The sequence below is a fragment of the Paenibacillus segetis genome (genome assembly GCF_014639155.1).
Classification (GTDB): Bacteria; Bacillota; Bacilli; order Paenibacillales; family Paenibacillaceae; genus Fontibacillus; species Fontibacillus segetis.
The window spans coordinates 2,999,587-3,024,040 of sequence record NZ_BMFT01000001.1 but is presented as its reverse complement, the minus strand read 5'-3'; the positions used below and the strand labels follow the sequence as shown (position 1 = coordinate 3,024,040).

Annotated in this window: 40 protein-coding genes; all 40 read left to right on the top strand. The window is 36.7% G+C overall.

The window, feature by feature from the left end; translation table 11 throughout:
- Window positions 1–68 precede the first annotated feature (68 nt).
- The 40 genes from IEW05_RS14295 to IEW05_RS14100 all read left to right on the top strand — a co-directional run bounded on the left by IEW05_RS14295 (window position 69) and on the right by IEW05_RS14100 (window position 24,399).
- Entirely contained in the window at window positions 69–461 is a 393-nt protein-coding gene (locus IEW05_RS14295; protein WP_188539843.1) for a VOC family protein, read from the top strand.
- A complete protein-coding gene (locus IEW05_RS14290; protein ID WP_188539841.1) occupies window positions 458–916 on the top strand; it encodes a DUF4362 domain-containing protein in 459 nt (152 codons plus the stop codon). Before IEW05_RS14295 ends, IEW05_RS14290 begins: the two co-directional genes overlap by 4 nt.
- A 21-nt stretch (window positions 917–937) precedes the next feature.
- A complete protein-coding gene (locus tag IEW05_RS14285) occupies window positions 938–1,540 on the top strand; it encodes a class I SAM-dependent DNA methyltransferase (protein ID WP_188539839.1) in 603 nt (200 codons plus the stop codon).
- Window positions 1,541–1,557: 17 nt separating this feature from the next.
- Window positions 1,558–1,998 (top strand): VOC family protein, encoded by a 441-nt coding sequence (locus IEW05_RS14280; RefSeq protein ID WP_188539837.1) that lies wholly within the window; start codon window positions 1,558–1,560, stop codon window positions 1,996–1,998.
- A 90-nt stretch (window positions 1,999–2,088) separates the two neighbouring features.
- Window positions 2,089–2,601, top strand: coding sequence for a DUF6886 family protein (locus tag IEW05_RS14275; RefSeq protein ID WP_373285835.1), 513 nt, complete (start codon window positions 2,089–2,091; stop codon window positions 2,599–2,601).
- Between the two features lie 152 nt (window positions 2,602–2,753).
- A complete protein-coding gene (gene pheA, locus IEW05_RS14270) occupies window positions 2,754–3,590 on the top strand; it encodes a prephenate dehydratase (protein WP_188539832.1) in 837 nt (278 codons plus the stop codon).
- A 104-nt stretch (window positions 3,591–3,694) separates the two neighbouring features.
- Window positions 3,695–3,862, top strand: coding sequence for a YHYH domain-containing protein (locus tag IEW05_RS14265; protein ID WP_188539830.1), 168 nt, complete (start codon window positions 3,695–3,697; stop codon window positions 3,860–3,862).
- 255 nt (window positions 3,863–4,117) lie between these two features.
- On the top strand, window positions 4,118–4,522 hold the full coding sequence (locus tag IEW05_RS14260) for a GNAT family N-acetyltransferase (RefSeq protein WP_188539828.1): 405 nt from the start codon (window positions 4,118–4,120) through the stop codon (window positions 4,520–4,522).
- Window positions 4,523–4,545: 23 nt separating this feature from the next.
- Window positions 4,546–4,962, top strand: coding sequence for a hypothetical protein (locus IEW05_RS14255; protein ID WP_188539826.1), 417 nt, complete (start codon window positions 4,546–4,548; stop codon window positions 4,960–4,962).
- Window positions 4,963–5,048: 86 nt separating this feature from the next.
- On the top strand, window positions 5,049–5,399 hold the full coding sequence (locus tag IEW05_RS14250) for a VOC family protein (RefSeq protein ID WP_188539824.1): 351 nt from the start codon (window positions 5,049–5,051) through the stop codon (window positions 5,397–5,399).
- A gap of 23 nt (window positions 5,400–5,422) precedes the next feature.
- Window positions 5,423–6,109: a DinB family protein gene (locus IEW05_RS14245; protein WP_188539821.1), complete on the top strand. Its 687-nt coding sequence runs from the start codon at window positions 5,423–5,425 to the stop codon at window positions 6,107–6,109.
- A 19-nt stretch (window positions 6,110–6,128) separates the two neighbouring features.
- Window positions 6,129–6,914 carry a sugar phosphate isomerase/epimerase family protein gene (locus IEW05_RS14240; RefSeq protein WP_188539819.1) on the top strand — a complete coding sequence of 262 codons (786 nt, stop codon included), beginning with the start codon at window positions 6,129–6,131 and terminating at the stop codon, window positions 6,912–6,914.
- A gap of 78 nt (window positions 6,915–6,992) precedes the next feature.
- Window positions 6,993–7,343, top strand: coding sequence for a VOC family protein (locus tag IEW05_RS14235; RefSeq protein ID WP_188539817.1), 351 nt, complete (start codon window positions 6,993–6,995; stop codon window positions 7,341–7,343).
- Between the two features lie 79 nt (window positions 7,344–7,422).
- On the top strand, window positions 7,423–8,205 hold the full coding sequence (murI, locus tag IEW05_RS14230) for a glutamate racemase (RefSeq protein WP_188539815.1): 783 nt from the start codon (window positions 7,423–7,425) through the stop codon (window positions 8,203–8,205).
- A 72-nt stretch (window positions 8,206–8,277) separates the two neighbouring features.
- The gene (locus IEW05_RS14225; protein ID WP_188539813.1) at window positions 8,278–8,739 is read left to right on the top strand and encodes a GNAT family N-acetyltransferase; all 462 of its coding nucleotides are present in this window, start codon (window positions 8,278–8,280) and stop codon (window positions 8,737–8,739) included.
- A 40-nt stretch (window positions 8,740–8,779) separates the two neighbouring features.
- Window positions 8,780–9,163, top strand: coding sequence for a nuclear transport factor 2 family protein (locus tag IEW05_RS14220; protein ID WP_188539811.1), 384 nt, complete (start codon window positions 8,780–8,782; stop codon window positions 9,161–9,163).
- Between the two features lie 12 nt (window positions 9,164–9,175).
- A complete protein-coding gene (locus IEW05_RS14215) occupies window positions 9,176–10,105 on the top strand; it encodes a phosphotransferase (protein WP_188539809.1) in 930 nt (309 codons plus the stop codon).
- A 39-nt stretch (window positions 10,106–10,144) separates the two neighbouring features.
- The gene (locus tag IEW05_RS14210) at window positions 10,145–10,612 is read left to right on the top strand and encodes a GNAT family N-acetyltransferase (RefSeq protein ID WP_229753376.1); all 468 of its coding nucleotides are present in this window, start codon (window positions 10,145–10,147) and stop codon (window positions 10,610–10,612) included.
- A 31-nt stretch (window positions 10,613–10,643) separates the two neighbouring features.
- A complete protein-coding gene (locus IEW05_RS14205; RefSeq protein WP_373285805.1) occupies window positions 10,644–11,063 on the top strand; it encodes a GNAT family N-acetyltransferase in 420 nt (139 codons plus the stop codon).
- 20 nt (window positions 11,064–11,083) lie between these two features.
- Window positions 11,084–11,629 (top strand): histidine phosphatase family protein, encoded by a 546-nt coding sequence (locus IEW05_RS14200; RefSeq protein WP_188539805.1) that lies wholly within the window; start codon window positions 11,084–11,086, stop codon window positions 11,627–11,629.
- Window positions 11,630–11,631: 2 nt separating this feature from the next.
- A complete protein-coding gene (locus tag IEW05_RS14195) occupies window positions 11,632–12,138 on the top strand; it encodes a hypothetical protein (RefSeq protein WP_188539802.1) in 507 nt (168 codons plus the stop codon).
- A 55-nt stretch (window positions 12,139–12,193) separates the two neighbouring features.
- The gene (locus IEW05_RS14190; protein WP_188539800.1) at window positions 12,194–12,691 is read left to right on the top strand and encodes a DinB family protein; all 498 of its coding nucleotides are present in this window, start codon (window positions 12,194–12,196) and stop codon (window positions 12,689–12,691) included.
- Between the two features lie 17 nt (window positions 12,692–12,708).
- The gene (locus IEW05_RS14185) at window positions 12,709–13,602 is read left to right on the top strand and encodes a sugar phosphate isomerase/epimerase (protein ID WP_188539798.1); all 894 of its coding nucleotides are present in this window, start codon (window positions 12,709–12,711) and stop codon (window positions 13,600–13,602) included.
- 19 nt (window positions 13,603–13,621) lie between these two features.
- Window positions 13,622–14,125, top strand: coding sequence for an NUDIX domain-containing protein (locus IEW05_RS14180; RefSeq protein ID WP_229753375.1), 504 nt, complete (start codon window positions 13,622–13,624; stop codon window positions 14,123–14,125).
- A gap of 80 nt (window positions 14,126–14,205) precedes the next feature.
- A complete protein-coding gene (locus tag IEW05_RS14175; RefSeq protein WP_188539796.1) occupies window positions 14,206–15,018 on the top strand; it encodes a GNAT family N-acetyltransferase in 813 nt (270 codons plus the stop codon).
- Between the two features lie 43 nt (window positions 15,019–15,061).
- On the top strand, window positions 15,062–15,562 hold the full coding sequence (locus IEW05_RS14170; protein WP_188539794.1) for a GNAT family N-acetyltransferase: 501 nt from the start codon (window positions 15,062–15,064) through the stop codon (window positions 15,560–15,562).
- 37 nt (window positions 15,563–15,599) lie between these two features.
- Entirely contained in the window at window positions 15,600–16,073 is a 474-nt protein-coding gene (locus tag IEW05_RS14165) for a dihydrofolate reductase (protein WP_188539792.1), read from the top strand.
- Window positions 16,074–16,155: 82 nt separating this feature from the next.
- Window positions 16,156–16,728: a histidine phosphatase family protein gene (locus IEW05_RS14160; protein ID WP_188539790.1), complete on the top strand. Its 573-nt coding sequence runs from the start codon at window positions 16,156–16,158 to the stop codon at window positions 16,726–16,728.
- Window positions 16,729–16,747: 19 nt separating this feature from the next.
- Window positions 16,748–17,230 (top strand): GNAT family N-acetyltransferase, encoded by a 483-nt coding sequence (locus tag IEW05_RS14155; protein WP_188539788.1) that lies wholly within the window; start codon window positions 16,748–16,750, stop codon window positions 17,228–17,230.
- Between the two features lie 25 nt (window positions 17,231–17,255).
- Entirely contained in the window at window positions 17,256–17,636 is a 381-nt protein-coding gene (locus IEW05_RS14150; RefSeq protein ID WP_188539786.1) for a hypothetical protein, read from the top strand.
- Window positions 17,637–17,687: 51 nt separating this feature from the next.
- Window positions 17,688–18,755: an undecaprenyldiphospho-muramoylpentapeptide beta-N-acetylglucosaminyltransferase gene (gene murG / locus IEW05_RS14145; RefSeq protein ID WP_188539784.1), complete on the top strand. Its 1,068-nt coding sequence runs from the start codon at window positions 17,688–17,690 to the stop codon at window positions 18,753–18,755.
- A gap of 164 nt (window positions 18,756–18,919) precedes the next feature.
- Complete coding sequence (locus IEW05_RS14140) at window positions 18,920–19,294, top strand: MerR family transcriptional regulator (protein ID WP_188539782.1); 375 nt, start codon at window positions 18,920–18,922, stop codon at window positions 19,292–19,294.
- Between the two features lie 49 nt (window positions 19,295–19,343).
- Entirely contained in the window at window positions 19,344–20,300 is a 957-nt protein-coding gene (locus tag IEW05_RS14135; protein ID WP_188539780.1) for an aldo/keto reductase, read from the top strand.
- Between the two features lie 43 nt (window positions 20,301–20,343).
- The gene (locus tag IEW05_RS14130) at window positions 20,344–20,871 is read left to right on the top strand and encodes a GNAT family N-acetyltransferase (protein WP_188539778.1); all 528 of its coding nucleotides are present in this window, start codon (window positions 20,344–20,346) and stop codon (window positions 20,869–20,871) included.
- 177 nt (window positions 20,872–21,048) lie between these two features.
- Complete coding sequence (locus IEW05_RS14125; RefSeq protein ID WP_188539776.1) at window positions 21,049–21,288, top strand: DUF3977 family protein; 240 nt, start codon at window positions 21,049–21,051, stop codon at window positions 21,286–21,288.
- Window positions 21,289–21,447: 159 nt separating this feature from the next.
- Window positions 21,448–21,801, top strand: coding sequence for a VOC family protein (locus IEW05_RS14120; protein ID WP_188539774.1), 354 nt, complete (start codon window positions 21,448–21,450; stop codon window positions 21,799–21,801).
- Between the two features lie 132 nt (window positions 21,802–21,933).
- On the top strand, window positions 21,934–22,464 hold the full coding sequence (locus IEW05_RS14115) for a YfiT family bacillithiol transferase (RefSeq protein ID WP_188539772.1): 531 nt from the start codon (window positions 21,934–21,936) through the stop codon (window positions 22,462–22,464).
- Between the two features lie 10 nt (window positions 22,465–22,474).
- Complete coding sequence (locus tag IEW05_RS14110; RefSeq protein ID WP_188539769.1) at window positions 22,475–23,071, top strand: ATP-binding protein; 597 nt, start codon at window positions 22,475–22,477, stop codon at window positions 23,069–23,071.
- Window positions 23,052–23,738 carry a hypothetical protein gene (locus IEW05_RS14105; protein WP_229753374.1) on the top strand — a complete coding sequence of 229 codons (687 nt, stop codon included), beginning with the start codon at window positions 23,052–23,054 and terminating at the stop codon, window positions 23,736–23,738. Before IEW05_RS14110 ends, IEW05_RS14105 begins: the two co-directional genes overlap by 20 nt.
- 31 nt (window positions 23,739–23,769) lie before the next feature.
- On the top strand, window positions 23,770–24,399 hold the full coding sequence (locus IEW05_RS14100) for an NUDIX hydrolase (protein WP_188539765.1): 630 nt from the start codon (window positions 23,770–23,772) through the stop codon (window positions 24,397–24,399).
- Window positions 24,400–24,454 lie beyond the last annotated feature (55 nt).

The window sequence follows — 24,454 nt, the reverse complement described above, 5'->3', positions numbered from 1 at the left end:
AACTAACTTCGCTCCAGCCTAAGAAAAAGAGCTTTCTATTGCTGGGGTATATTTTTAGGAGGACAAACATGAAATTTAGCGCTGTTGGTTTCTTTGTAGAGGACCTCGAAAATATGGTTAAGTTTTATAGGGATGTTATGAAGATGGATACGGATTGGGATGGTGGGCCATTCGCTAGATTTCAAACGGAAGGCTCATGGTTTATGATGTTTGGACGAAAGGATTTTGAAGATATGACAATACAAACATTTGATTATCCTAAAGGATTGAATGGAACAATGGAATTAGCATTTGATGTTCCTAATTTTTCAGATGTAGATAAAGAGTATGAGAGATTGATACAATCTGGGGCTAAGTCTGTATTACAGCCCCTTACTAAGTCTTGGGGTCAACGCGTATGTTATGTTGCTGATCCAGAGGGTAATCTTCTAGAAATATGTTCTTTTGGAGTGATGTTATGAAGCATGGAATGAAATATATCTTACTTATAATAGTTTCGCTTGTTTTATTCTCATGTAGTAATTCAATCGGCAAAGAATCTGGTAGCAAAGGGTACGATGCTGATAAAGCAATACAACGTGGTGATGTTGTTGATCAGCACGGGAGAATTTCAAATGCAGAAAGGTTAGATTCATTTATTCTCAGTATCGATGAAAAAAAGGTAGATAAGATAAGAATCACTAGATACACAATAGAAGGTGATCCTATATTTTTCGATTTTAAATATGATGGAAAAGTCATTACATACAAATACGATAATTCAAACGATAAATTTGGTTCGAGTAATGTGAGAAGTACGGTATGTAAGAATTTCACTAAAAATACTGAAGGAACAACGACTGAATATAAAATAGAAGCATGCACAGGGGCAAATGCTGAAATAGGTGATAATTTTAGCTTTGAGATAGATCAATAATGAGAGGGTTGACACTATCCTATGAAAATTGTAAGTACCTTTGAACATTATGAGTTACTTATTGAAGAGGGAAACGATCCAGTACAAGACCCTCCAATTTTACAAGCGTACATGAGTAGTTGGGATGGGCCTCATTTTTTCGACTCTTTAGTGCCAGAGAATAAATTAGTTCTGGATATTGGCATTGGTACGGGAAGAATTGCTAAAGAGGTACTAAGTGCAGGTTGTAAGTACCTTGTAGGAATTGATATTTCTCCGAAAACATTAGAGCGGGCCAAACTAAATCTTGAGAAGTATTCAAACATTGAGTTACTAAAAAGTGATATTAGTCGGTTTGTTCGTCCTAATACATTCGATGTGGCGTATAGTGTGCTGACCTTTTTGCATATAGAGGATAAGGAACAGGCTTTATTAAACATATACAATTCTCTCAATGACCATGGAGTGTTTATTTTATCAGTAAGTAAAGATGATGAATGGTTAGAGTGCAATGGTAGAAGGACCAAGCTTTATCCGATTAGTGTGGAAGAATATATTCATTTATTTCAAGCGGTAGGATTTACAATTGAATCAGTTCAAGAAACAGAAAGTAAATATGCAACAATCATTAAAGGAGTAAAATAGCGAAAGGAGTAATTTTAATGAAGAAAGAACTTTCTTTTACACGTATTGGCAATGTTTATGTTCCAACGACAAATATTGAGGAATCCATCGAATGGTATACAAGAAATCTAGCCTTTAAACTAATGAACAAGTTTGAGGATCGAGGATCTTACCTTGCTGTATTACATCATCCTCATCAAAATTCAATCGCATTATTATTAATTGAAACTCACGATGTTCAATCATTGGAAATTACAAGGAACGGATCTCCTTTCCCGATCATGGCAATCCATTGTCCTGATATTGAATACACCCATCATTTTTTGAAAGAAAATAAAGTTGACGTTCAAGATATACATACACTAGGAGCTGGAGAGGCAAAGTACTTTTATTTTAGAGATAATCAAGGGAATTTATTAGAAGCAGCTTGGTCCATTTGGGATCCTAAGGATAAAATAAAAGAGGGATTCAGAAACTAAATATGAGCTTGATTAGGGGTAAAAACAATGAAGGTTAAACTTAAAGAGTTACAGCAAATACTGGATTAGCGGAAACTAGGAGGTGTCACTATCTTATATCATTTCAGTGAAGAATCAGACATTGAGTTGTTTATACCAAGACCTAATAAGTCTTTTCCACATCTAGAACCAGCAGTTTGGGCGATAGATCAGGAGCATGCGGTTCATTATTTTTTTCCAAGGGACTGTCCTCGGGTAATTTATTGGAAAGCAGACAACAGTACTATTGAAGATCGGGAGCAATTCTTTAGGTATAGCACCGTGGACAAGATCATGGTAGTTGAGAATGGATGGATGGAACGATTAAGAACTACTAAATTGTATGTTTATGTTTTCGCACCAGAGGATTTTCATTGGTTTGAAGAAGCGAAGACAGCGGGATATTACATTTCTCATAAGGAAGTTAAACCTCTAAGAGTTGAAGTGATAGATGATTTACTAGGGAGTATGATGGAGCAAGATATTGAACTAAGATTTACTCCAAACTTAAGTTTGATAAAGGAAGCAGTCATAAACTCTTCGTTAGATTTTTCGATCATTAGATATGCAAATGCGGTGAAGTGAGTACATAAATAGGATGTATAATCATGAAATTCAGACATCAAATGACCCAGCCTAAGGTAAAACTATCTGTGGCTGGGTCATTTCATAAATGCTCCAAATTTATCGAGACTATGCAGAAAATAAACGAATACAACTTCAGGAGGTAGAATGGCATGAAAGTTGCTTATTTAGGTCCAGAGGGAACTTTTTCAGAGGAAGCGGCTATTCAATATTTTAATAAAGATCAAGTGGAATTCTGTATGTACGATTCAATACCAGATGTAATTGAAGCCGTTGGAGAATTTAGGGTAGATACAGCAATAGTTCCTCTGGAGAACACCATAGAAGGAACTATTAATATGACAATTGACTCGTTAATATCCTTTCATAAATTACAAATCATAGGTGAATATACATTGGCTGTTTCCTTGCATCTGCTTGCAAATAAGGATACGATACTCTCTGAGGTTAAAGAAGTATGGTCCATCTCTCCCATTCTAACGCAATGTAGGAAATACATAAGAAATCGAAGTATTAAAAGCCTTCAATATGATAGTTCTTCATCAGCTGCTACAGCATTGGAGAATAGTGGAAGGACGGATGTAGCAGCAATTGGTTCGAGAACGTTAGCTAATTTATTGAACCTTAATATTATTGATCAGAATATCCAAGACAATATGGACAATCAGACACGGTTTATTATTGTTAGTAATCATGAAATGCCTGAGATAGATTACAAGAAGACGATGTTCGTCATTACACCAGGCCAAGACCAACCTGGGGTGCTATCTTCAATGTTAAATATATTTACTGCCCTTGAAATAAATTTATCATGGATTGAATCGCGTCCAACCGCAAGGAAATTTGGAGTATATAGATTCTTTCTAGAAGCTAATAATAACTGTAGCAAAGGAACGATTGAGAAGGCAGTTACCATACTTGAGACATTAGGGCATGAAGTTCGCATAATTGGGAGATATAATGTGTTGGAAAATAATTATAATAAGTGAGGGTTATATCGAAAAAAACTCTCTATATCCTAAATATGGATTTTATTGTAGAATAGTGGAGAATTCCATTACGCCTAAAACTTAGGCCAATTCCAGGGTGACAAATGAAAAAAATCATCGTAATGATTATCGCTTTAGTAGTATTAGTTGGAACCTCATCTTCTGCTTACGCACATTCAGGTAGACTTGATAAAAATGGTGGACATAAATGTTCTGCTAAATCAAAACAAAAAGGGCTCTGTACAGGCTATCATTATCACAAAAAGAAATGAGAACTATCGTAATTCTAAAAACCCAGCCGTTTATTTTGAAGGCTGGGTTTTTAAATATACATATTAATATTGAATAATAACTTATAGGAGAGATTAGGATGAAGGTATATAATGTTAAAACTCTTTAGAACCTAATAAATAAATTCTTGTCATCTGGACCTATTTAAACAAATATTAAATGTATTGAAGAATATAAGTGTTGATCAGAAATTGCGAACAACTGAATAGAAAATCATCGAAAAGGGAGAACACATAATGAAGATAGATTATGCAACAGAATCGGACTATCCTTATCTTATCGAACACGATATACATATTGCAGAGGAGCTAGTCATACCGAAGATCAAGGCAAATGAGATATTAATTTTACGTGATCAAAGTCAAAATATTGGCTGGATGAGATACGGATATTTTTGGGATAACACGCCGTTTATGAACATGATTTGGATCGATTCAGAACATAGAAGTCATGGTTTCGGGAAGAAGGTTGTCTTGTTCTGGGAAGATTTAATGAAGCAAAAAGGATATAAGTTAGTCATGACGTCAACCTTAGCAAATGAAGAAGCTCAGCACTTTTATAGAAGATTAGGATATAAAGATAGCGGCTGTTTATTGTTGGAGAATGAGCCTTTAGAAATCATCCTGACGAAGAGTCTTTAATTCCTATAAGGGGGGATAAACAAGTGCCTTGGCCCATGGTTCATTTTGCAGTTGCTAATGAAATATGTTTAATAGATGTGTCCCCTAGTTTGTTGATAGGCAGTATCGCTCCAGATGCGGTCCATATGAGAGGTAACGTGACCAGACAAGAGAAGGGATCTACTCATCTGGTTTGCGATGACCAGTTCCCCAGAATAGACATAATTAGAGACAATTGTTTGAAATATTTAAATGAGCGCACAGAATTAGAATGGAACATTACTGATGATGAAGTCAATCAATATAGAGATGTGAAGTTAGAATGGCTTCTAAATGAAACGAATGAGCCAAAGATTGAACTGAGTTATTTTCTAGAGGAAAAGGTAAGAGCTTTTATTGTAGAAACAGCAGTTGAATTGAATCAATTATTTAAAGAATGGAACGTTGAACTTAGAGTATAATCATTAAAAAGAGATCAGACAGCCGACGCCCCAGCCTAAGATAGAGTTATCTAAGGTTGGGGTGTTTCGTAAATGGAGGTAACAAAATGAGGGTCAAACGCATCGTCACCAATATTGATACGCAGGATATTACAGCAGCTAAACGTTTCTACGAGGATGTGCTTGGACTACATTTATTGATGGATCATGGTTGGATTGCAACTTATGGTTCAGATACAGAAATGAACATCCAGATTAGCTTCGCCTCACAAGGTGGCTCCCAGACGGAAACGCCCGATCTATCGATCGAAGTAGATGATATTGATATCGCCCTTGATCGAATGAAAAAAGCTGGGTTTCCAATAGAGTATGGTCCGACAGTTGAGCCATGGGGCGTTCGGAGATTCTATGTCCGTGATCCATTTGGTAAGTTAATCAATATTCTTACGCATGAATAATCATTATGAAAGCTGGGATTGGGATGGATATAGAGCAAAGGAAGCTTTGGAATGAGAATCACAAAAAATTAACGAGTATTATATATAAGCCGACTGAACATGAGAATGCGATTGAACTTTTTTTGAATCAACATGCCTTGTTATACGCTTCGAAAATAGAAAACTCTCAGGTTATGACTTTAGAGGATGAATTGTTAAACAATATGACAGATGAGACATTCCGTAAATATCCAGTCGTATCGCCTGATACAAGAAACTCTATTGTATGGCAAATTTGGCATATTTCTCGGATTGAAGATATGACTATGAATGTTCTAGTAGGTAATCAAGATCAGGTCTTTTTTTCTGGGGACTGGGTTAAAAAACTAAATATAAATTGTACTCATACCGGAAATGAAATGACAGAAAATGAGGTAGCTGAATTAAGCGCTAATATAGATATAAATGCATTATTATCGTATCGTCTTGAAGTCGGGCGGGCAACGCGAACGATAGTAAAGTCTTTACAACCGGGTCAATTCAAACAAAAGGTTGAATCTGTGAGAATAGAAAAGCTATTAGATCAAGGAGCAGTTAAGAAGGAAGCAACTTGGTTACTGGACTATTGGGGGAAGAAGGACACTGGAGGACTAATCCTTATGCCAGCCACAAGGCATAATTTTCTTCACTTGAATAAATCCATACGTATTAAGAATAAAATTCAGAAGTAATAGGAGGTGAGGGCTAGCTATGAAGCTCGGAATGCCGACTTTGATTGAGTATGCAACCTTACAACAGAATGTAGATCTTTGCCGCGAATTAGAACTGGAGTTTATTGAATTGAATATGAACTTACCCATCTGCACTCCTGAAAGTCTGAATATAAATGAAATTAAGGAGATTAAGCATCGGTTTGGAATCGATTTTTCGATTCATCTGCCAGAAGAGATTGATCTTGGATCATTTCACCCTTCTATAAGATACGGTCATTTGGAACGCTGTAAAGAAACGATTCGTTGGGCGAGCATGGCGAATATTAAAACATTGAATATGCACTTGAATCAGGGCATATATTTTACATTACCCGATCAGAGGGTTTGGATCAACGAACGATATGAGACGGAATTTATAAATTTAATTTATGAGTCATATGCGGAATTACTTGAGCTTGCTAGCCATTTAAATGTTGATATTTGTGTGGAGAATACCCTGAATTTTCAGCTTCCATTCGTTGAGAGAACCCTGAACAAATTGATGCAGTTTGATAATTTTCATTTAACTTGGGATGCAGGTCATGATGGGAAAAGTGGATTTCAAGAACAGCCCTTTTTTGAGCGAAACCTAGCTCGACTAAGACATATGCATCTTCATGATTATAATGGAATATCAGATCATCAACCTTTATATTCAGGGGTGGTTCCTATCAACGAACGATTACAATTGGCCAAGGACCTTGAAATATCTGTAGTAGTGGAGGTCAAAACAAGTAGTACTCTGCGAGAATCTATTGAAAAACTTAGAGTATCGTTCGGGTAATCTGAAGCGTTCTTTACACACGAACAAGCATTTGGTATTATCGGGGTTGGATAAGTATACCATTTCAGGGAGGTTCTTATGGGAAGAGTCGTATTATTTGATTTAAGTAGTCAAGACCCAGAACGTGCAGCAGCATTTTATTCATCCGTATTTGGCTGGGAGATTGCAGAACCCAACTGGGGGTACTATCCTGTGACTACCGGTGATGATTCAAAACCAGGCATACATGGTGGTATTTCTAAAGGGCCTCATGATTTTCCTCATGGGACTAGAATTCAAATTGAAGTCGATGATATTGAAGAGTCAATTAAAAAATCAGTTGAATTAGGCGCTCAAATTGTAAGGGACAAGATGGAATTCGATAACTTCTATTTAGCTTATTTAGTAGACCCTGTGGGTAATGGAATCGGACTAATTCAGAATAAATGAATTAAGCATTTGGGTCTGCATTGCAGATCCTTTTTTATACAGTGAAATAATACAGAAAATACTTAGAAGGTGACAGTAAATGAGAATCGCTTTTTTTGACTCAGGTTTAGGTGGACTAACTGTTTTATCACATGCAATGAATGAGTTACCGAATGAAGATTATTTATTTTTTGCAGATACGCTTCATGTACCATATGGAACTAAATCCAAGGCAGAAGTGAAAAGCTATATTTATCAAGCTATACAGACAATTTTAAAGGAAGATGTAAAGGCGATCGTAATTGCATGCAATACAGCTACAAGTATAGCCGTCAATGAACTTAGAAACATGTATAGTCTCCCCATAATAGGTATGGAGCCCGCAGTGAAACCGGCTATAGAAATTAATCGGTCAACGGGTAAGAGAGTCATGGTGTTCGCTACTTCATTAACGTTAAAAGAAACGAAATACATTGACTTAGTAAGGCGTATAGATGATACCAATATAGTAGATTCACTTCCCTTACCTAAACTTGTGGAATATTGTGAGGCGTTGAACTTTAACGAGAAAATAATACAAGAATATTTCGTTAAGAAGTTGGATCCATTTGATTTAAATGAGTATGGCACCGTTGTACTAGGCTGCACGCATTATCCATTTTATAGGAAGATATTAAAGAAATTATTACCGGAACATATTCATATCGTAGATGGAAGTGCAGGTACAATAAATAGACTATCTCAAGTATTACAAACCACTAATTTATTAAGTTCGCAAGGTAATCAGGATATTAAATTTATGTGTTCAAGCCAATCGGAAGAATATATAAGCAAAATGAAAAAAGCTCTAAGCATATTTAGAGGAGTAGAAGATTTAGCATAGTGGGGCTAAACGAATAAGAATGTGCTCACTATTAAAGTTTAATTTAGTGGGCACTCGAAAGGAATACATATTATGAATCTAATCGACATAGAACCTATTCATAAGAATAATTGGGAAGAAGCGCTCTCTATTTCATTACTCCCATCTCAAGAGAAGTTTGTACCTTCTGTTATCGAATCATTAGCCTGGGCTTATATAAAACCATGGGATGAAGCTTTTGATCCATTTATTTTGCGAAAAGATGAAACAACATTTGGATTTTTCTATCTTTCTTATACTCCTAATAGTACTGATAATTACTGGATCGGGGGATTTCAGCTAGACAAAGAATATCAGGGGATGGGATTAGGAACAAAATCCCTTGTAAGAATGTTAGAATTCATTCAGGAAAAGCATCGACAATGCGAAGTAGTCTCTCTAACCATCGAAAAAAGTAATGAACATGCTCAAAAGTTATACGAAAAATTAGGATTTGTCAGTCAAGGTAAAGAGAATCAAGATGGAGAAATTATATATAAACTAAAGTTGAAATAAGCATTAGTAAAACAATCTAGGACATGAGAGGAAGATGTTTATGGTCGGAGAAGAATCATATAAAATCATTCAGGATTACATTAAAGCCTATAATGCATTTGATGTTGAAGGTATGGTAAGTCTATTGAATAAAGATATTAAGTTCAGAAATATATCCAATGGAGAAGTTAATACAGAGACACAAGGAATTCAGAAGTTTAGGGAATTAGCAGAGGAGTCAATTAAGATTTTTTCAAGTCGGCGTCAGACGATTATTGATTGTCTTTATGTTGAGGATAGAGTTGAGGTTGAAATTGATTATGAAGGGATCGTTGCTATTGACCTTCCTAACGGTCTAAAAGTTGGAGATAAGATTCAATTACAGGGTAAATCAATATTTAAAATCGAACAAGGAAAGTTATCATTAATTGAAGATCATAGTTAAGGAGCCGTTATATTGTCAAATATAGATAAACTAGTTTCTCAAGTGTTATTAGTTGCCAAGACAATAGGTTTAACTGAGATTAAGCCTGTTATTCTTAGTAATGGAGGCAACTTGATTGTTCATCTGGCCCCCTACCCTATTGTTGCCCGATTAGCTAATGTCATTTTGCAGGAAGAAGCGGATCTAGCATACAAGAGACTTTGCCGAGAATTACAGGCAACACGTCACCTTCAGATCAAGGACGTTCCCGTGTTATTACCTACAGGTCTTGTAGATGCCGGACCATACAGTGTTGATGGGGCATGGATGACTCTATGGAATTATGTGCCTCCCACACAATTAGAAAGACCATCGCCGAGTGAAGCTGTTGAATTAGTAAGTAGGCTCACCGCAGCAATGGTGGATTTTGATGGAGAACTTCCAGTGCTTGGTGTTTGGGAACGGACCAGCCAATCTGCTAAAAGATTGATGAAGAGCTCGGATCAACGGATACAGGCATTATTAGATTTGTTTCATACAGTAGATAAACAGATGCGATTAGAAACAAATTTGCTATTCCCGTGTCATGGGGATGCTCATGCTCGAAATTTAATCCCTAGCTCTGAGGGTTGGATTTGGACAGACTTTGAGGATGTATCATTGATGCCAGCATACTGGGATTTAGCATCATTTGTTGGTAATCTCGCCTTGTTTAAAGGATTTGAGGAACCAACATTTAAGTATATACTCAGCAATAAGGACATTGTCGTTGATCCAGAAGTATTTGGTTTTGCTATTTCCGCCCGTATATTAATGTCTACACTAGGCAATTTAGATTATGCTATAGAAGGCCATGGTGATTTAAATTTTGCTACACAACAACTAGATCTCGCAGGAAATTTTCTGAGTCAAATAGACCAAGTGATGGAACATTTCATTAGGGATATGAAAAATCGAACTTGAAGGGACTTTTTAGGAATGTATACATACTACTTTCATCCAATGACCGATGAATATGCCAATTTGATATCTAATTGGAAGTACACCAAACCTTATGAAATATATAGTATGGATGGCAGCACTGAAGATATTTCTGAATTAATGAATGGAGACTATTATTATGCTTTGAACGATGCAAATGATATTGTTGGCTACGTATGTAACGGTAACTCTGCACGTGTTCCTGGGGGTTATGAAGCTGGAATATATAATGATAGTTTACTAGACATCGGATTAGGGCTAAATCCCAATTATACTGGGAAGGGGCTTGGACAAGATTTTTTGACTCAGAGCATTATATTTTTTCATAAGCAATTCGATATCAAGAATTTTCAGCTTGTGGTGGCAGTTTTTAACGAAAGGGCCATAAAAGTATATGAAAGAACTGGATTTATTAAAGGTGACATGTTTGGAAGCTTGATTGATGGTCAAGTCGTTGATTTTATCGTTATGAGATATTCCTTAGATTAAACAGATAAGATGAAGGTTGGAGTTGATTAATTTGGAACTACTTATTACCAATCATGCAAGCAATAAACATAAAGATTATGTAAGAAATAAGATGATCGAATATAACCTCATGCACTTTCCTGATGACTTAAAAGGTAGATATCAAGAAGTGAATTTATTCTTAGTTGATGAAGAGGATCAAGTGTTAGGTGGAATTATCGGTGAGATTTGCTGGAACTGGCTAGAAATACACTATTTATTTGTTGAAGACGAATTTCGTAATTGTGGGTATGGTAAGAAGTTAATGAGTGAGGCTTTAACAATAGCTAGAGATAAAGAATGTGAGTTTGTAAAAGTGGATACGCTCAGTTTTCAGGCATTAGATTTCTATAAGAAGCAAGGGTTTGAGGTGTTCGGAGTGATTGAGAATGCGGGAAGGCATACTCATTATTATCTGAAGAAAGATCTTTAAGAGGCTAGGAGTTCTATGATATGAAAATCGGATTAGTAAGACATTTTAAAGTCATCTATAAACCTGAATATTCTTGGATGACATCGGATCAATTCAATCAATGGGTGGAAGATTACAATAATTCTGATGTGAGTCCAGTTGGACACATAGGTCATGATCCCAAGTGGGAGATATGTATTGCAAGTGATTTATTTAGGGCTAGCAAGACAGCCGAAATCATTTATCAAGGGCAAGGTCCTATCATAAAGACTGAGCGACTCAGAGAGATAGGGATGCGGTCGATTAATCAATCAGAAATCAAACTCCACTATAAAATCTGGATAGTTTTGAGTAGAATGGCCTGGTTTTTCTCTCACAAGTCGCAGGAGGAAGGGCGAACGGATACTACTTTAAGGGCAAAGCAAATCATTAATTGGATTGAAGATAATTATATGGATTCCAATGTCTTAGTGGTCAGCCATGGAGGGATTATGAAGTCACTAATTCAAGAGTTATTCAAAAGAGGATATCGAGGAAAAGGTTTCATTAAGCCGGATAACGGAAGACTCTATATTTATGAGAAATAAGGTTGATCATTGAAAATAAAAAAATAAGGTTAGGTACAGTCATGACAAAAAAGATTTATACATCATTATTTATCATAGCGGTACTGGTTTTAATTTTCACTTCTATAGTTTATTTCAATAGAACAAATGGAAAGGGTACTCCCAACAGCATCGTCCTCACCTTAACTGAACAGCCTGAACAGATTGAATGGAACCATCTTAAGTTAAGAGTAGGACAATTAGACGGTCCGGGGGATTATGTAAGTATTCCTAATCATTCTGAAATCACAAATACAGAAACGATCAAACTTCCTGTAGGCGAGGCAACCATGATCAGATTTTCACACGGCGGACCTGCTGTTAATCCAGTACCAGATCAAATTATATATTGGATTTATGTTCAGAGATCTATTCCCAATCAGCCAGACTTGATGAGGACTTATTATCTAGAAGGAGAAGTAATTGGAGATCATGAACAGCTAGCCAAGGATGATTTGATCCAAATTGCGCAAACATGGAACATTGATTAATAAATGTACGAATAGAAAATGATAGATTGAAGTAATCAACGGAGGTAATATCATCATGCTAACTTTTTTTCATTATAACTGGGTAGTAAGAGAACAATGGTATCAATGGTGTGAAGAGATAACAAATGATGAGCTACTTCGGGAACGAACAGGTGGTGTTGGTAGTATATTACAAACTCTATTTCATATTATTGATGTTGAATGGAGTTGGATTCGCATGTTGGAAGGGAAGCCAGACACTCCGGAGAACTTTGAAGACTATAAGAACTTAGACAAGATTAGACAATTAGATGAAAAGTATCGGACAGATATAGAGGGATTTGTTGAAGCATGGGACGACAGCATGGAGAAGCGCCCTTTCTATGATCCCCAACCAGATGGAAGCGTTGCTATGGATGCTTGGGGTGAAGTTATGCGTCATGTGATTGCTCATCAAATCCATCATATGGGACAATTATCGGTTTGGGCGCGAGAAATAGGAAAGAAGCCTGTATCGCCAAATGTCATCGGTAAAGGCCTTATTCATCCAGAAACAGTAGATGAAGATCAATAGATTGAAAGGTGAATAATGTGAACAATTTTATGATCGGCCAATATGGTTCATTTGATTACACGAAATATAATCGAGATTTTAAGGACGAATTTTTTGGAATTGAAGCATGCCTTTTTAATTCAGAAGAGGATGTATTAAATCTAATCAAGGAATCAAAGGATCGATCTTTTGAAGTTGGAGTTCATTTTCCACTGCGAGCAGGTCAATCAGATTTAAGAGATGCGTTAGTTCTATCTCAAGATCAATCTGTTAAAGAAAGTGCTTTTGAATTAATACAGAATGAACTTGAGTATATGATTCATTTGAAACCTAAGTATATATTATTTCATTACCCCAAACCGGTTATATTAGATGATCGAGTAGATTGGAGTAGTTGGCGGTTCACAGATAGCAAAGAGTATGTGTATGAAAGCAAATACTCTATCAACGATTTTATAGAGAATAGTCAGTATTTATTTCAATGGTTGTCCGCTATGAGTGATAAGTACAACTTTATCCCTGTCTTAGAGTTTGATGCGCTGAATAAATATGTCTACCAAACAGAACTACTAGAAGAATTGTTAAATAAATATAACAAGGTTAAATTATGCTTGGATACGGGGCGACTGTATTTACAGGAGAAAATAGATCCCTTTTTCAACTCGAAAGAAGTCATCAAGAAATATGCGAAATATGCTGAAGTCATTCATTTATGGACTCTTCAATATATCCAGAAGATTGAACAATATCATTATCCTGTTTTACCTGAGCTATCTCCATCAGAAGGATGGGCTCCAATTGAAGATTATTTGAACATCATTAGAGAAGAGAATCGGAACGTTAAGATTCAGTTTGAGCATCAATCTGATTTCATAAGCGATGAAGATTTAGAAAGATGCTATGTGTGGGTTGATAAGATATTGAATTCCTGAGGGTAAGGGATGATGATACATGGAGCTTAGGCAGATGGCTACTGCATTCCTATTTAATCAAGACAAAGTGTTAATGATGAAGAAAAATTTAAGCAGAATTTTTGACTTTGAGTTTTGGAGTGGGCTTGGGGGACATCTAGAACCTGAAGAGTTAAACGAGCCAAAAGGAGCGTGTGTTAGAGAAATTTTTGAAGAATCGGGAATTCAAGAAGAAGAAATTGAAGATTTGAAATTACAGTACATATTATTACGTGTTAAGAACGATGAGATTAGACAACAATTTGTATATTTCGGTAAGACAAATAGAAGTGATGCTGTTGCCTCGGAAGAAGGAGAATTGTATTGGATTCATAAGGATGAAATCTTGAACCTGCATGTGTCGAGAATTATTCGATTTATGATAGAACACTATTTTTCTAATCCAGATAAAACAGAAGTGACGATAGGAACAATCTCAATCGATAACAATGATGAAGATCCCGTTATACAATGGGCAGAATTAAGAGACCCGGGGGTATTTTAGTTGAAAAATCTAAAATATAAGGGCACTTGGGATATGCCTAATAGAAACACGAATAATCTCGATTGCGAGGTGTAGTTATTTTGATAGCTCAGTTTATCAAACAAGACTTTTATAAGATAAGACACATTACCGATAAGTGTGACAATATTGAAGTAAGAGCAGTGGTAAGTGGAATTAATCCTGGCCAGGTTTATGTAGACCATCCAACGATGCCTACTGCGGCTCTTATCTGGATTCAAGGTCAAGCTGGTTTTCAAGTGGTTGGAGATCCTCATAGCAAGTCTTTTCTGAATGATCTGGAACCCTACATGAGAACTTATATTGAACCAAACTTAATAGAACAAAATATCAGCTGTGTCGAAATCGGTGCAGATGAAACTTGGACAGAAACGTTACAAGTGACATTTAAAAATAGAAATCTTTCGAATGATATTCAACATGTGTTTAAACTTAATGAAGATATGGAAACAAATGAAATCCATACTGACGGGGTAATTATCCGAAAATTAGATGAGGATGTATTGAAGTCTAGGAGATTTGAAAATCAATCCTACCTAGAGGGGAAGATTTCTCGCTTTTGGGACTCTATTGATGACTTTTTACAGCATGGTTTTGGATATATTGCTGAGCAGAACAATACCGTGGTTAGTTCATGTTTCTCCGCATTTGTTGCCGATCACACGCACGCTATAGATATAGAAACAATAGAAGGTTATAGAAAAAGAAATCTAGGCGCCTTGGTGGCTAGGGCATTTGTAGAAGAGTGTAAACGCGAAGGAATTCATCCTTATTGGGATTGTACTCCTGAGAATACGGGGTCCATTCGGTTGGCGAAGAGTGTAGGAATGTCTCTTGATTTTAACTATAGGATATTTTGGTATAACATGAATTAGTAATTTTAAAAAGAGTTTTTGAAGGCAAAAAGGAGGGACTCTTATGGTGATAATTAGACCCATTGAATTAAGTGACATAGAAGCTGTTCAGAAGGTTGCTAGGCGATCTTGGGTCGATACCTATCAGGATATTTACTCAATTGAATACATAGAATCTTTTTTAAGCAAGGCATATTCAAGCGCAAATTTAGAACATTCAGTCATTCATGATCAGAAAAATGAGGGGCGGAGATTTCTAGTAGCCGTACTGCCTTCAACACAGGAGGTCGTTGGATTTATTCATGTACTGAAGGAAAGTGAAGAATGTTACGAATTATTGAGGGTCTATATTCTACCAGAACATAAAGGGAAGGGAATAGGGACTGAATTAATAAAAGAGGTAAGGAATTTAAATGATATCTCTAAATTAAAGGCATGGGTAGAAGAATTAAATCATATGACGCGAAAGTTTTATGAGGCTAGGAATTTTAAAATCGTCGGTGAGGAAGTAACAACTGATGATGGATATACTACAACGCTAATTTGTTATGAGAAATCTTTTTAATTTATAAAAAATTTTAACTTGATATAGGAGGATTAACATGATCATTTCATTAATTGCAGCTGCATCAATCAATAGAGTGATTGGCATGGATGAAGTGATTCCTTGGAAGATACCAGGTGAGCAAAAGCGATTCAAGGACTTAACCTGCGGCAAATCAATCATTATGGGCAGAAAAACATACGAGTCCATAGGTAAACCATTACCTGATAGAAAGACTATTATAATTTCAAGAAGCCAAGAGATAATAGCTGAAAATTGTACGACTGTAAGGTCCCTTCAAGAAGCATACGAATTATTGATAGACCAGGAAGAGATATTTATCGCTGGTGGTGGAGAAATATATAGAGAAGCTCTACCAAATGCTGATAAAATATACTTAACAGTGATTGAGCGTGAAATTGCAGGGAATATTTTATTCCCTAATTTTAATAAGGAGCTTTTTAAAATCACTTATCAAGAGAAAATGGATGGAGAATTACCTTACACTTACTACACTTATGAAAGACAATAGTACAGGCAACCAATGACTCAGTCTAAGATACATGCTATCTACGGCTGGGTCATTTTGCGAAGTACATTATCAGGAGGTTTATATGAAGACTACGATCTATATGGTTAGACATGCCGAATCACCGTATACAGAAGGAAATGAAAGAACTAGGGGACTTACACCTGCGGGGAAGAACAACATTGAAAAAGTAACAGAGCTACTACAGGATGAAGGAATAAACCATATTGTTTCAAGTCCTTATGCAAGAGCAGTTCTTACAGTTGAGGCATTAGCTCAGAAGTTAAATATAGAGCTTCAATCCATTGAAGATCTTAGAGAACGGCACTTTGCTGGAGAAGATTACATTATTCGAGATGATAAGTTTATGCAGGCTATCCAAGATTCGTTTCATGATCCTAACTATACTTTGCCTGGAGGAGAAACTAATGCTGACTGCCAAAATAGATCGGTAGCTGCTTTACGGACTATTTTGGAAGAAAACAAAGGTAAGAAAATCGCGATCGGAACTCACGGGAATGTAATGACCTTGATGATGCAATATTTTGACGCAAAGTATGGCTTTGAATTCCTGATCCAAACAACGAAACCGGATATTTATAAAATGGAATTTGAAGATTTTGAATTAACTGGCGTTACAAGACTTTGGAATGAATAGCATAGGAAGAGGAGAAGACATGATAACGATTCATAGAGTGGAATATCATCAAAAACCTACATTAAGGAACCTTCTTGAATTATATAAATACGATTTCAGCGAATTTGACCCTGAAGACGTCAATGAAAATGGACGTTATGATGAGTATATGTATTTGGATCATTATTGGACAGAAGAAGGTAGGCATCCCTATTTTTTGCGAGTAGATGGCTTACTGGCTGGATTTGCTTTGATAAGAGAAATAGGTACATCTACTTATTCGATAGCTGAGTTTTTTATCATGAAGAAGTATAGACATCAAGGAGTCGGAGAACATGTAGCTACTGAAATGTTTAATACATTTACTGGGGTTTGGAAAGTGGCTCAAATGGAGACAAATAAGCCGGCTCAGACATTTTGGAGAAAGACGATTGAACGATATACAAACAACAATTATCAAGAAATTAGAGAAGAGGGTTGGGATGGACCCATTCAAATATTCTCAACCGTACTTAAGGGCTGAACTTATAAAGAGAAAGGAGATTCCAATGCGCAAATGGTTGGTATTAACCATGCTACTCGTTCTTTCATTGACATTAATTAGTTGCTCAAAAAGTAATCAAAGTTTGTTGCTGGGTGTGTGGGAAGCAGATCAAGCAAGTCAGAAAGAAGGAACCGAGGAATCTATCACTGGGTATAACCATTGGGAAGTATCTGAAGGGAAGATCATATGTAAGAACTTTAATTTCGAAATTCAAGGGGACAAGGAAATAAAGAAATTTACTGACGAAACAAGAGAATTACAATACACATGGGAATCCAATAACCAGCTGAAAATAGATAATCAAGTATTTGAAATCAAGATGAAGAAGAATGAAATGAACATAATCAATGAGAATGTTGATGTACATTTTAATAGACAAAAGTAATGTACATTTAGGGATTCAGCATACATAACTGACTAGAATAGAGGTGAAAAGATGTCGAAGCGAATACTATTTACGGGTGGAGGGTCGGCCGGTCATGTGTCTGTGAATATGGCTTTGATACCTAGGTTTATCGACATGGGTTGGGATGTCAAATACATGGGATCTAAGCAAGGGATTGAGGCTGAACTTATTAATAAACTTGGTAATGTTGAGTACATAAGCATTTCAACTGGAAAGTTGAGAAGATATTTTGACTGGGAAAACATAAAGGATCCTGTTCGAGTGACGAAAGGAATCATTCAAGCTTATCAGTATATAAGAGAAATGAAGCCTGATGTTGTTTTTTCGAAAGGTGGATTTGTTTCCGTTCCTGTCATTATAGGAGCTAGGTTGAATCGAGTACCCATCATAATTCATGAATCCGATATTACACCTGGATTAGCTAACAAGATATCCATGCCTTTCGCTTCAAAAATATGTGTGACCTTTCCAGAGACAGCGGAGCATGCTAAGGATAACAAAACCGTTCATGTAGGAGCCGTAATACGAGAAGAGCTTATGCGTGGAAGTGTAATTAGAGGCTTGACTCTGTGTGATTTTACAAGAAGTAAACCAGTCATTGTGGTAATGGGGGGGAGTCTGGGATCGCAACGAATGAATGAGATCCTTCGCAGAAATTTGCATCATATTACTACAAAATTTCAGGTTGTTCATATATGTGGCAAGGGACAAATGGATCCTTCTTATCATTATCGAGAATACAAACAATTTGAATATATCCATGATGAATTGGCAGATATTTTAGCTATAGCTGATCTTGTGATCTCGCGGGCGGGATCTAACTCAATATTTGAGTTTCTAGCGCTGAAAAAACCGATGTTATTAATTCCTCTCTCAAAGGAAGCGAGTCGGGGAGATCAGATATTAAATGCGCAATCATTTAAGTCTGCGGGCTATTGTGAGGTTTTGTTAGAAGAGGAAATGCATGATGATACATTCTTAATGGCTATTAACGATGTATTCGAGCAGCGGCCTGATATGATGGAGAGAATGAGTAAGAGTGGGAGTAATGATGCAATTAACAAGGTAGTTGAGCTGATTAAATCAATTTCCAAGTAAGGATTGCTGTTATTCTTTCTAGATACAATGATGAATGGATCTTTGTTAAACATAAAGAACGAGAGACCTGGGAGTTTCCTGAAGGAACAAGAGAGTTGAAGGTTGACTTAGAGTGAACTCTAGCTTGTAAACTAAAGTTAATCAGTGAGGAGGACTCTTCAGAGATGGAATTATCAATTCAGCAGGTAGCCGCTAGGACGGGATTAAGTGTACATACTCTTCGATATTATGAAAAAATAGGTCTGATGGAGCCCATATGTCGTGCATCGAACGGGCATCGTTCCTACCATGAACATGATTTGGAATGGATCGTCTTGCTCATGAGACTGCGTTCTACCGGCATGCCAATTGCTGAAATGCAGCGGTTCGCTGATCTAATGCGCTTGGGTGATGCAGGTATTCGTAGTCGAAGAGAACTGCTGGAGGAACATGAACAAAAATTACTGTTGCAAGCTAAGGAGCTTCAGGATACTTTGAGCGTTCTACGGGACAAGGTTACATATTACAGGGCATGGGAAGCCGCCCAGCATCAAGAGTAGGATGAATTTCTCAGAGTCCAGGCTCACTACCGTTGAGGAGGAACTCAAGATGCAAAACCTGCCATTAGGTAATACAGGAATCAAAGTAAGTGCATTAGCTTTAGGATGTTTAAACTTTGGATCACGGACAACGAAAGAGATATCCTATCGTTTGTTAGATCAATATCAAGATGCAGGAGGTTCATTCCTGGATACGGCTAATAACTATGCTTTTTGGAACGAAGGGTGTGTTGGTGGAGAAAGTGAATCGCTGATTGGGCAATGGATGAAAGAACGCGGAAACCGTAGTCGAATGATTGTAGCGACGAAGGTTGGAGCGAAACCTACTTTTCCAGGAGGTGGGTTTGAGAATAAGGAAGGATTAGGTCGTAAAGCTATTGAACAAGCAATCGATGAGAGTCTACTGCGTTTGGGTACTGATTATATTGATTTGTATTATGCTCATATTGACGATAACAGCATCCCGCTGCAAGAGACACTGGAGGTCATGGATAGACTAGTACGTTCGGGAAAGGTAAGAGCCCTAGGATGTAGTAATTATAGCGTTTCTCGGATTGAAGAGGCCAGAAGCATCAGTCGTTCCCATAACTGGACGTCGTATTCTTGTATTCAACAGCGTCATACTTATCTTCGTCCTAATTCGGCTGCTGATTTTGGAGTGCAGATTAGTGCAGATGATGAGCTATTAAGATATTGCGAGCATCATGACGATTTTTCGCTTCTCGCTTATTCGCCCTTGCTCAATGGTGCATATACACGGCAAGACGTAGCTCTTCCAGAACAGTACCGAGGGCCGGAAGTTGAAACAAGACTAAGCGTTTTAAAGGAAGTGGCTGCTGAGACTGATGGTACTTTGAATCAGGTTGTACTGGCTTGGCTCCTACAAAATACGCCGGCCACGATCTCACTGATTGCAGCAAGTAATTCCGAACAAATGAGTGAGAATTTAGGATCTCTGGACATCAAGCTTAGTCAGGGACAATTGGAGCGTTTAAACAGGGCATAGATTATGGGTGAACATTCTGCATGGGGAATAGAGGGGCTAAATATTGATAGAAATCAAAAGTGCAAGGCTTATCATTAGGGAAACAGAAGCAAGGGATTTGAATAACATTGAAAAGCTGTGGAATGAACCCGAGGTCATGAAATGGGTCGGTTTTCCTAACGGTTTACAGATTACTCAAGCAAGTTTAAAGGTATGGTTAGAACGCCTAAAAAGTCATCAGAATCAAAAGCATTTTGTTGTGTTCGATAAGCATTCAAACTTTTGTGGAGAATTATTTTACGATCTTGAACCGGATAACAGAGCTGGCTTGGATATAAAATTTCTGCCTGAATTCCAAGGGCAGGGATTAGCGACAGAAGCCTTACTATGTCTTATAAATTACATATTTGAATATATTAAGGAAGTTACTTGTGTTTGGACTGAACCATCTCAAAGTAATATCGCTGCGATGAGACTATATGATCGATGTGGACTTAAGGATACGGGAATTATTGCTGAAGGTAATGAATCAGGCACCTATTGGGAACTAAGTAGAACGAAATGGAATGAATGTTACGCAAAGTACAAATAAAAAAGGAGATGAGTGTTTTATGGATATAGCTTTTAATGTTTTACCTATCTTACTTTTAATCTTTTACATTGTGTTGGCAGTGCTAGTTCTGGGTTCTCTAGTTATGTTCATTAGGCTTGCAAGCCGAGGAATTAAGGCATTAGACATATACATTAAAAGAAAAGGTAATTTTTAAAATTGAAGAAATATATTGAGATTGGATTCGGGAACACCTGGTTTGTAAGAACGGAACTTGAATATCCTGATGGTACAGAAACAGAAGTTCAAGGGATATATAGACCATTTAAAATTCAATCTATTTACATGAGAACTTGGATAGGTTACAAGGTGTTCATACTAGATTTAAGAACTGGGTTTAAGATTCAAACAAAAACCAGAAGATGTTTTAAATGTATAATCGGTTTCTCAGGAATTTAAACTTCATTTAATTGTACTTATGAATGAACCTAATACATACACGCTATGGACTATCGCCTTTAAAAGGATACATGTATAATTATGGAATATATACTATAACCCAGCCTAAGATATAAGTTATCTAAAGCTGGGTTATTTTGTGAATGGAGGAATTAGGATATGCCAAGTCCAATTAAAAATCAGATTAAATGTACATTTATTCCAGTAAGTAATATTGGAAATGCGAGAGATTGGTATTGTAAGATCTTAGATTTACCTTCTGATGGTGAAATATTATTTGGTCACTTATTTATTTTACCCATGGAAGGGACTGCAGGGATCGTATTGGATAGTAAGATTTATTCCCCAGAGGCAGTATTCAAAACACCAGTTATCCAATTCGCTACGGATGATATTGAGTATTCTTATGAATATATGAAGGAGCATCAGGTAGAGGTAATCACGGATATCGAAAACGGACATTGGTTTAATTTTAAAGATCCAGACGGGAATTTATTAATGGTGTGCAAGTAGAGAATACCACTGTTTTTTTTCAGTTGGAACAGTTGAAGAACATAGAATTTGGAAAGAAAATCGGCAATCTAATGAGACCATAAGAATGACTTAAATCTTGCGTGACTTAACATTAGGGGGACACAAAATATAATGGATCCTATTCGTTTTCCCATAGGTAGGTTTGAACCCGTTAATAATGCTGACACAGCTCATTTTATGAATCAGATACCAGGAATCATAATAACCTTAAGATATATTTTAAAGGATATTCCTACCCAACAATTGCACATTCCGTACCGTCCTGATGGATGGACAATTCAACAAATCGTGCATCACTTAGCGGATAATGATATGAACGCTTATATTAGGTTTAAGAGAGCTTTAACTGAAGACGAGCCAATGGCGAGTTCTTATCGTGAAGATTTATGGGCTGAATTAAATGACTACAAAGATATTCCTATCGAAAACTCATTGTTATTACTTGAACTACTTCATAAACGGCTACATGTACTTCTGAATGGTCTAAGTCCGGAAGATTTCCAAAGGAAATTGAAGACGCAGGTACTCGGCACAATAACTTTAGATATTGCCCTCCAACGGTTTATTTGGCATAACAAACATCATATCTCTAAGATAGAAACATATATAATCAGTAGAGGTAGACTAGAATCAACGAACTGAGGTGTCGATCTTGATCATTTGGGTGAATGGGACGTTTGGATCAGGCAAAACTCAAACTGCCAATGAATTATCTAGGAGAATTCCTAATTCGTTTATTTATGATCCGGAGCATGTTGGCTATTTTATTAAAAAGAATATACCAAAGCAAATGTCCAAGAATGACTTCCAAGATTTCAATGTTTGGAGAGAGCTCAATTATTCGATGTTGAAAGCAATATATGGCGAATTTAGTGGAACAATTATCGTACCTATGACCATTGCAAATCCTCAATATTTTAGTGAAATTGTTGGTAGGCTAAGAGACGATGGAGTGGAAGTACATCATTTTACACTGCGTGCCTCAAAGGAAACGATTCTGAAACGCCTGAAAAGTAGGGGTGAGGGGAAAAACTCATGGGCGGCTAGGCAAATTGATAGATGTTTGAACGGACTATCTCACGACGTATTCCAAACCCATATCGATACAGATCACCTATCTATTGATAATATAGCCGAACAGATTGCTGCTGCAACTAATATTCAATTATTACCGGATCCAAGAAGCAGAACGCGAAAGAGGATAGATCGAGTTATTACTCAATTAAAATATGTGCGTTTTTGGAGGTGAAACCCAGCAATTTATGAAAATCCTTATCTCTCAACCCTATCATGAAGAGAACCTTCAGCAACTAGAAACTGATATAGCTTTAGATGCCGACTTTGATACGGTATTATATCCAGAAGGCTACATAACAAATAAAGTGAATGTAGATAAAGCGTGTGCATTAGCAAATAAATATCATAAGATGATTATTTCAGGCTATAGAGATGAGAACAGGAAAGATCGAGCATTAATTATTAATCCGCATGGAGAGATTATTCTAGAACGCGCAAAGACACCGATGAATGACAGATTATTTACTCCTTCTGCAGCTGATTTTGACGGGAATAAGATTGGATATTTGTTATGTGTAGAATTATTGCAGGGATTACTTGGATTAGAAAAATATGCTGCTAGTTTGGCCTATATAGCACACCCGATCGGCGTAGGAATGTTTAGTGATGAGCAATTTGATGAATGGATAGCTGAAGCAAAGAAAATTGCATTGAAATATAATACCTTAATTCTAGGGACTAGTCATGCAGATGGGTCCTATAGAAACTGTGGTATTTCAATACCCATAGCGTATTGCATAGATAGAGCAGGAGAGCCAATATTCATTTCTAAAAATGACTTAAGAACTAGGATTATAAACCTCGAGACCAAAGAATTTGAATTTATCATCAACGAATAGTGGCTTGAAGTCCAATTCATAGGAGACTAACATGAATAATATTGAATATTTCGATATTTACAATGAAAATATGTTCAAGATCGGGAAAGAAAGTAGACAAAGGGTTCATTCGCTGGGATTATGGCATCAAACATTTCATTGTTGGATCATAAAAGACACACCGTCTGAAGGTCTTTGTTTGTTGTTTCAATTGCGACATAAGGATAAAGATATTTTCCCATCGTTACTAGATATATCTTGTGCAGGTCATTTACAAACGGGTGAGGCTGTAGAAGATGGAGTTCGAGAGTTAGAAGAAGAGCTTGGATTATCAGTATTAATTGATGATTTAATATATTGTGGTATGGTAGCTCAAGAGCATGTTGTATCCAGCCATTTGGTTGATCGAGAATTTAATCATGTATTCATTTATGAAAGTAACAAGTCATTACGGGATTATCACATTCAGAAGGATGAAATCACTGGACTTTTTTGGATTGCTTTAAAGGACTTTAAGGAATTGCTGAACGGTGAGAGGGACCATGTAGCCTCAGAAGGAATAATTGCTGATGAAGTAAGTGGGTTAATGCTAAGCGATACAAGGGAGCTGCGAAGAAAGGACTTTACACCTATCTCAGATGAGTATTTTAAAGTACTCTTTGCAAAGATGGAAAGGATGTAAGAAATTACGTATAATCAAGGGAATAGCTCAGACAACAAATGACCCAGCCTAAGGT

Bases quoted from the DNA above. Each gene is read 5' to 3' on its own strand.
- IEW05_RS14295 (WP_188539843.1), top strand. From the start codon at position 69: ATGAAATTTAGCGCTGTTGGTTTCTTTGTAGAGGACCTCGAAAATATG.
- IEW05_RS14290 (WP_188539841.1), top strand. From the start codon at position 458: ATGAAGCATGGAATGAAATATATCTTACTTATAATAGTTTCGCTTGTT.
- IEW05_RS14285 (WP_188539839.1), top strand. From the start codon at position 938: ATGAAAATTGTAAGTACCTTTGAACATTATGAGTTACTTATTGAAGAG.
- IEW05_RS14280 (WP_188539837.1), top strand. From the start codon at position 1,558: ATGAAGAAAGAACTTTCTTTTACACGTATTGGCAATGTTTATGTTCCA.
- pheA (WP_188539832.1), top strand. From the start codon at position 2,754: ATGAAAGTTGCTTATTTAGGTCCAGAGGGAACTTTTTCAGAGGAAGCG.
- IEW05_RS14265 (WP_188539830.1), top strand. From the start codon at position 3,695: ATGAAAAAAATCATCGTAATGATTATCGCTTTAGTAGTATTAGTTGGA.
- IEW05_RS14260 (WP_188539828.1), top strand. From the start codon at position 4,118: ATGAAGATAGATTATGCAACAGAATCGGACTATCCTTATCTTATCGAA.
- IEW05_RS14250 (WP_188539824.1), top strand. From the start codon at position 5,049: ATGAGGGTCAAACGCATCGTCACCAATATTGATACGCAGGATATTACA.
- IEW05_RS14245 (WP_188539821.1), top strand. From the start codon at position 5,423: ATGGATATAGAGCAAAGGAAGCTTTGGAATGAGAATCACAAAAAATTA.
- IEW05_RS14240 (WP_188539819.1), top strand. From the start codon at position 6,129: ATGAAGCTCGGAATGCCGACTTTGATTGAGTATGCAACCTTACAACAG.
- IEW05_RS14235 (WP_188539817.1), top strand. From the start codon at position 6,993: ATGGGAAGAGTCGTATTATTTGATTTAAGTAGTCAAGACCCAGAACGT.
- murI (WP_188539815.1), top strand. From the start codon at position 7,423: ATGAGAATCGCTTTTTTTGACTCAGGTTTAGGTGGACTAACTGTTTTA.
- IEW05_RS14225 (WP_188539813.1), top strand. From the start codon at position 8,278: ATGAATCTAATCGACATAGAACCTATTCATAAGAATAATTGGGAAGAA.
- IEW05_RS14220 (WP_188539811.1), top strand. From the start codon at position 8,780: ATGGTCGGAGAAGAATCATATAAAATCATTCAGGATTACATTAAAGCC.
- IEW05_RS14210 (WP_229753376.1), top strand. From the start codon at position 10,145: ATGACCGATGAATATGCCAATTTGATATCTAATTGGAAGTACACCAAA.
- IEW05_RS14200 (WP_188539805.1), top strand. From the start codon at position 11,084: ATGAAAATCGGATTAGTAAGACATTTTAAAGTCATCTATAAACCTGAA.
- IEW05_RS14190 (WP_188539800.1), top strand. From the start codon at position 12,194: ATGCTAACTTTTTTTCATTATAACTGGGTAGTAAGAGAACAATGGTAT.
- IEW05_RS14180 (WP_229753375.1), top strand. From the start codon at position 13,622: ATGGAGCTTAGGCAGATGGCTACTGCATTCCTATTTAATCAAGACAAA.
- IEW05_RS14170 (WP_188539794.1), top strand. From the start codon at position 15,062: ATGGTGATAATTAGACCCATTGAATTAAGTGACATAGAAGCTGTTCAG.
- IEW05_RS14165 (WP_188539792.1), top strand. From the start codon at position 15,600: ATGATCATTTCATTAATTGCAGCTGCATCAATCAATAGAGTGATTGGC.
- IEW05_RS14160 (WP_188539790.1), top strand. From the start codon at position 16,156: ATGAAGACTACGATCTATATGGTTAGACATGCCGAATCACCGTATACA.
- IEW05_RS14155 (WP_188539788.1), top strand. From the start codon at position 16,748: ATGATAACGATTCATAGAGTGGAATATCATCAAAAACCTACATTAAGG.
- IEW05_RS14150 (WP_188539786.1), top strand. From the start codon at position 17,256: ATGCGCAAATGGTTGGTATTAACCATGCTACTCGTTCTTTCATTGACA.
- murG (WP_188539784.1), top strand. From the start codon at position 17,688: ATGTCGAAGCGAATACTATTTACGGGTGGAGGGTCGGCCGGTCATGTG.
- IEW05_RS14140 (WP_188539782.1), top strand. From the start codon at position 18,920: ATGGAATTATCAATTCAGCAGGTAGCCGCTAGGACGGGATTAAGTGTA.
- IEW05_RS14135 (WP_188539780.1), top strand. From the start codon at position 19,344: ATGCAAAACCTGCCATTAGGTAATACAGGAATCAAAGTAAGTGCATTA.
- IEW05_RS14120 (WP_188539774.1), top strand. From the start codon at position 21,448: ATGCCAAGTCCAATTAAAAATCAGATTAAATGTACATTTATTCCAGTA.
- IEW05_RS14115 (WP_188539772.1), top strand. From the start codon at position 21,934: ATGGATCCTATTCGTTTTCCCATAGGTAGGTTTGAACCCGTTAATAAT.
- IEW05_RS14105 (WP_229753374.1), top strand. From the start codon at position 23,052: ATGTGCGTTTTTGGAGGTGAAACCCAGCAATTTATGAAAATCCTTATC.
- IEW05_RS14100 (WP_188539765.1), top strand. From the start codon at position 23,770: ATGAATAATATTGAATATTTCGATATTTACAATGAAAATATGTTCAAG.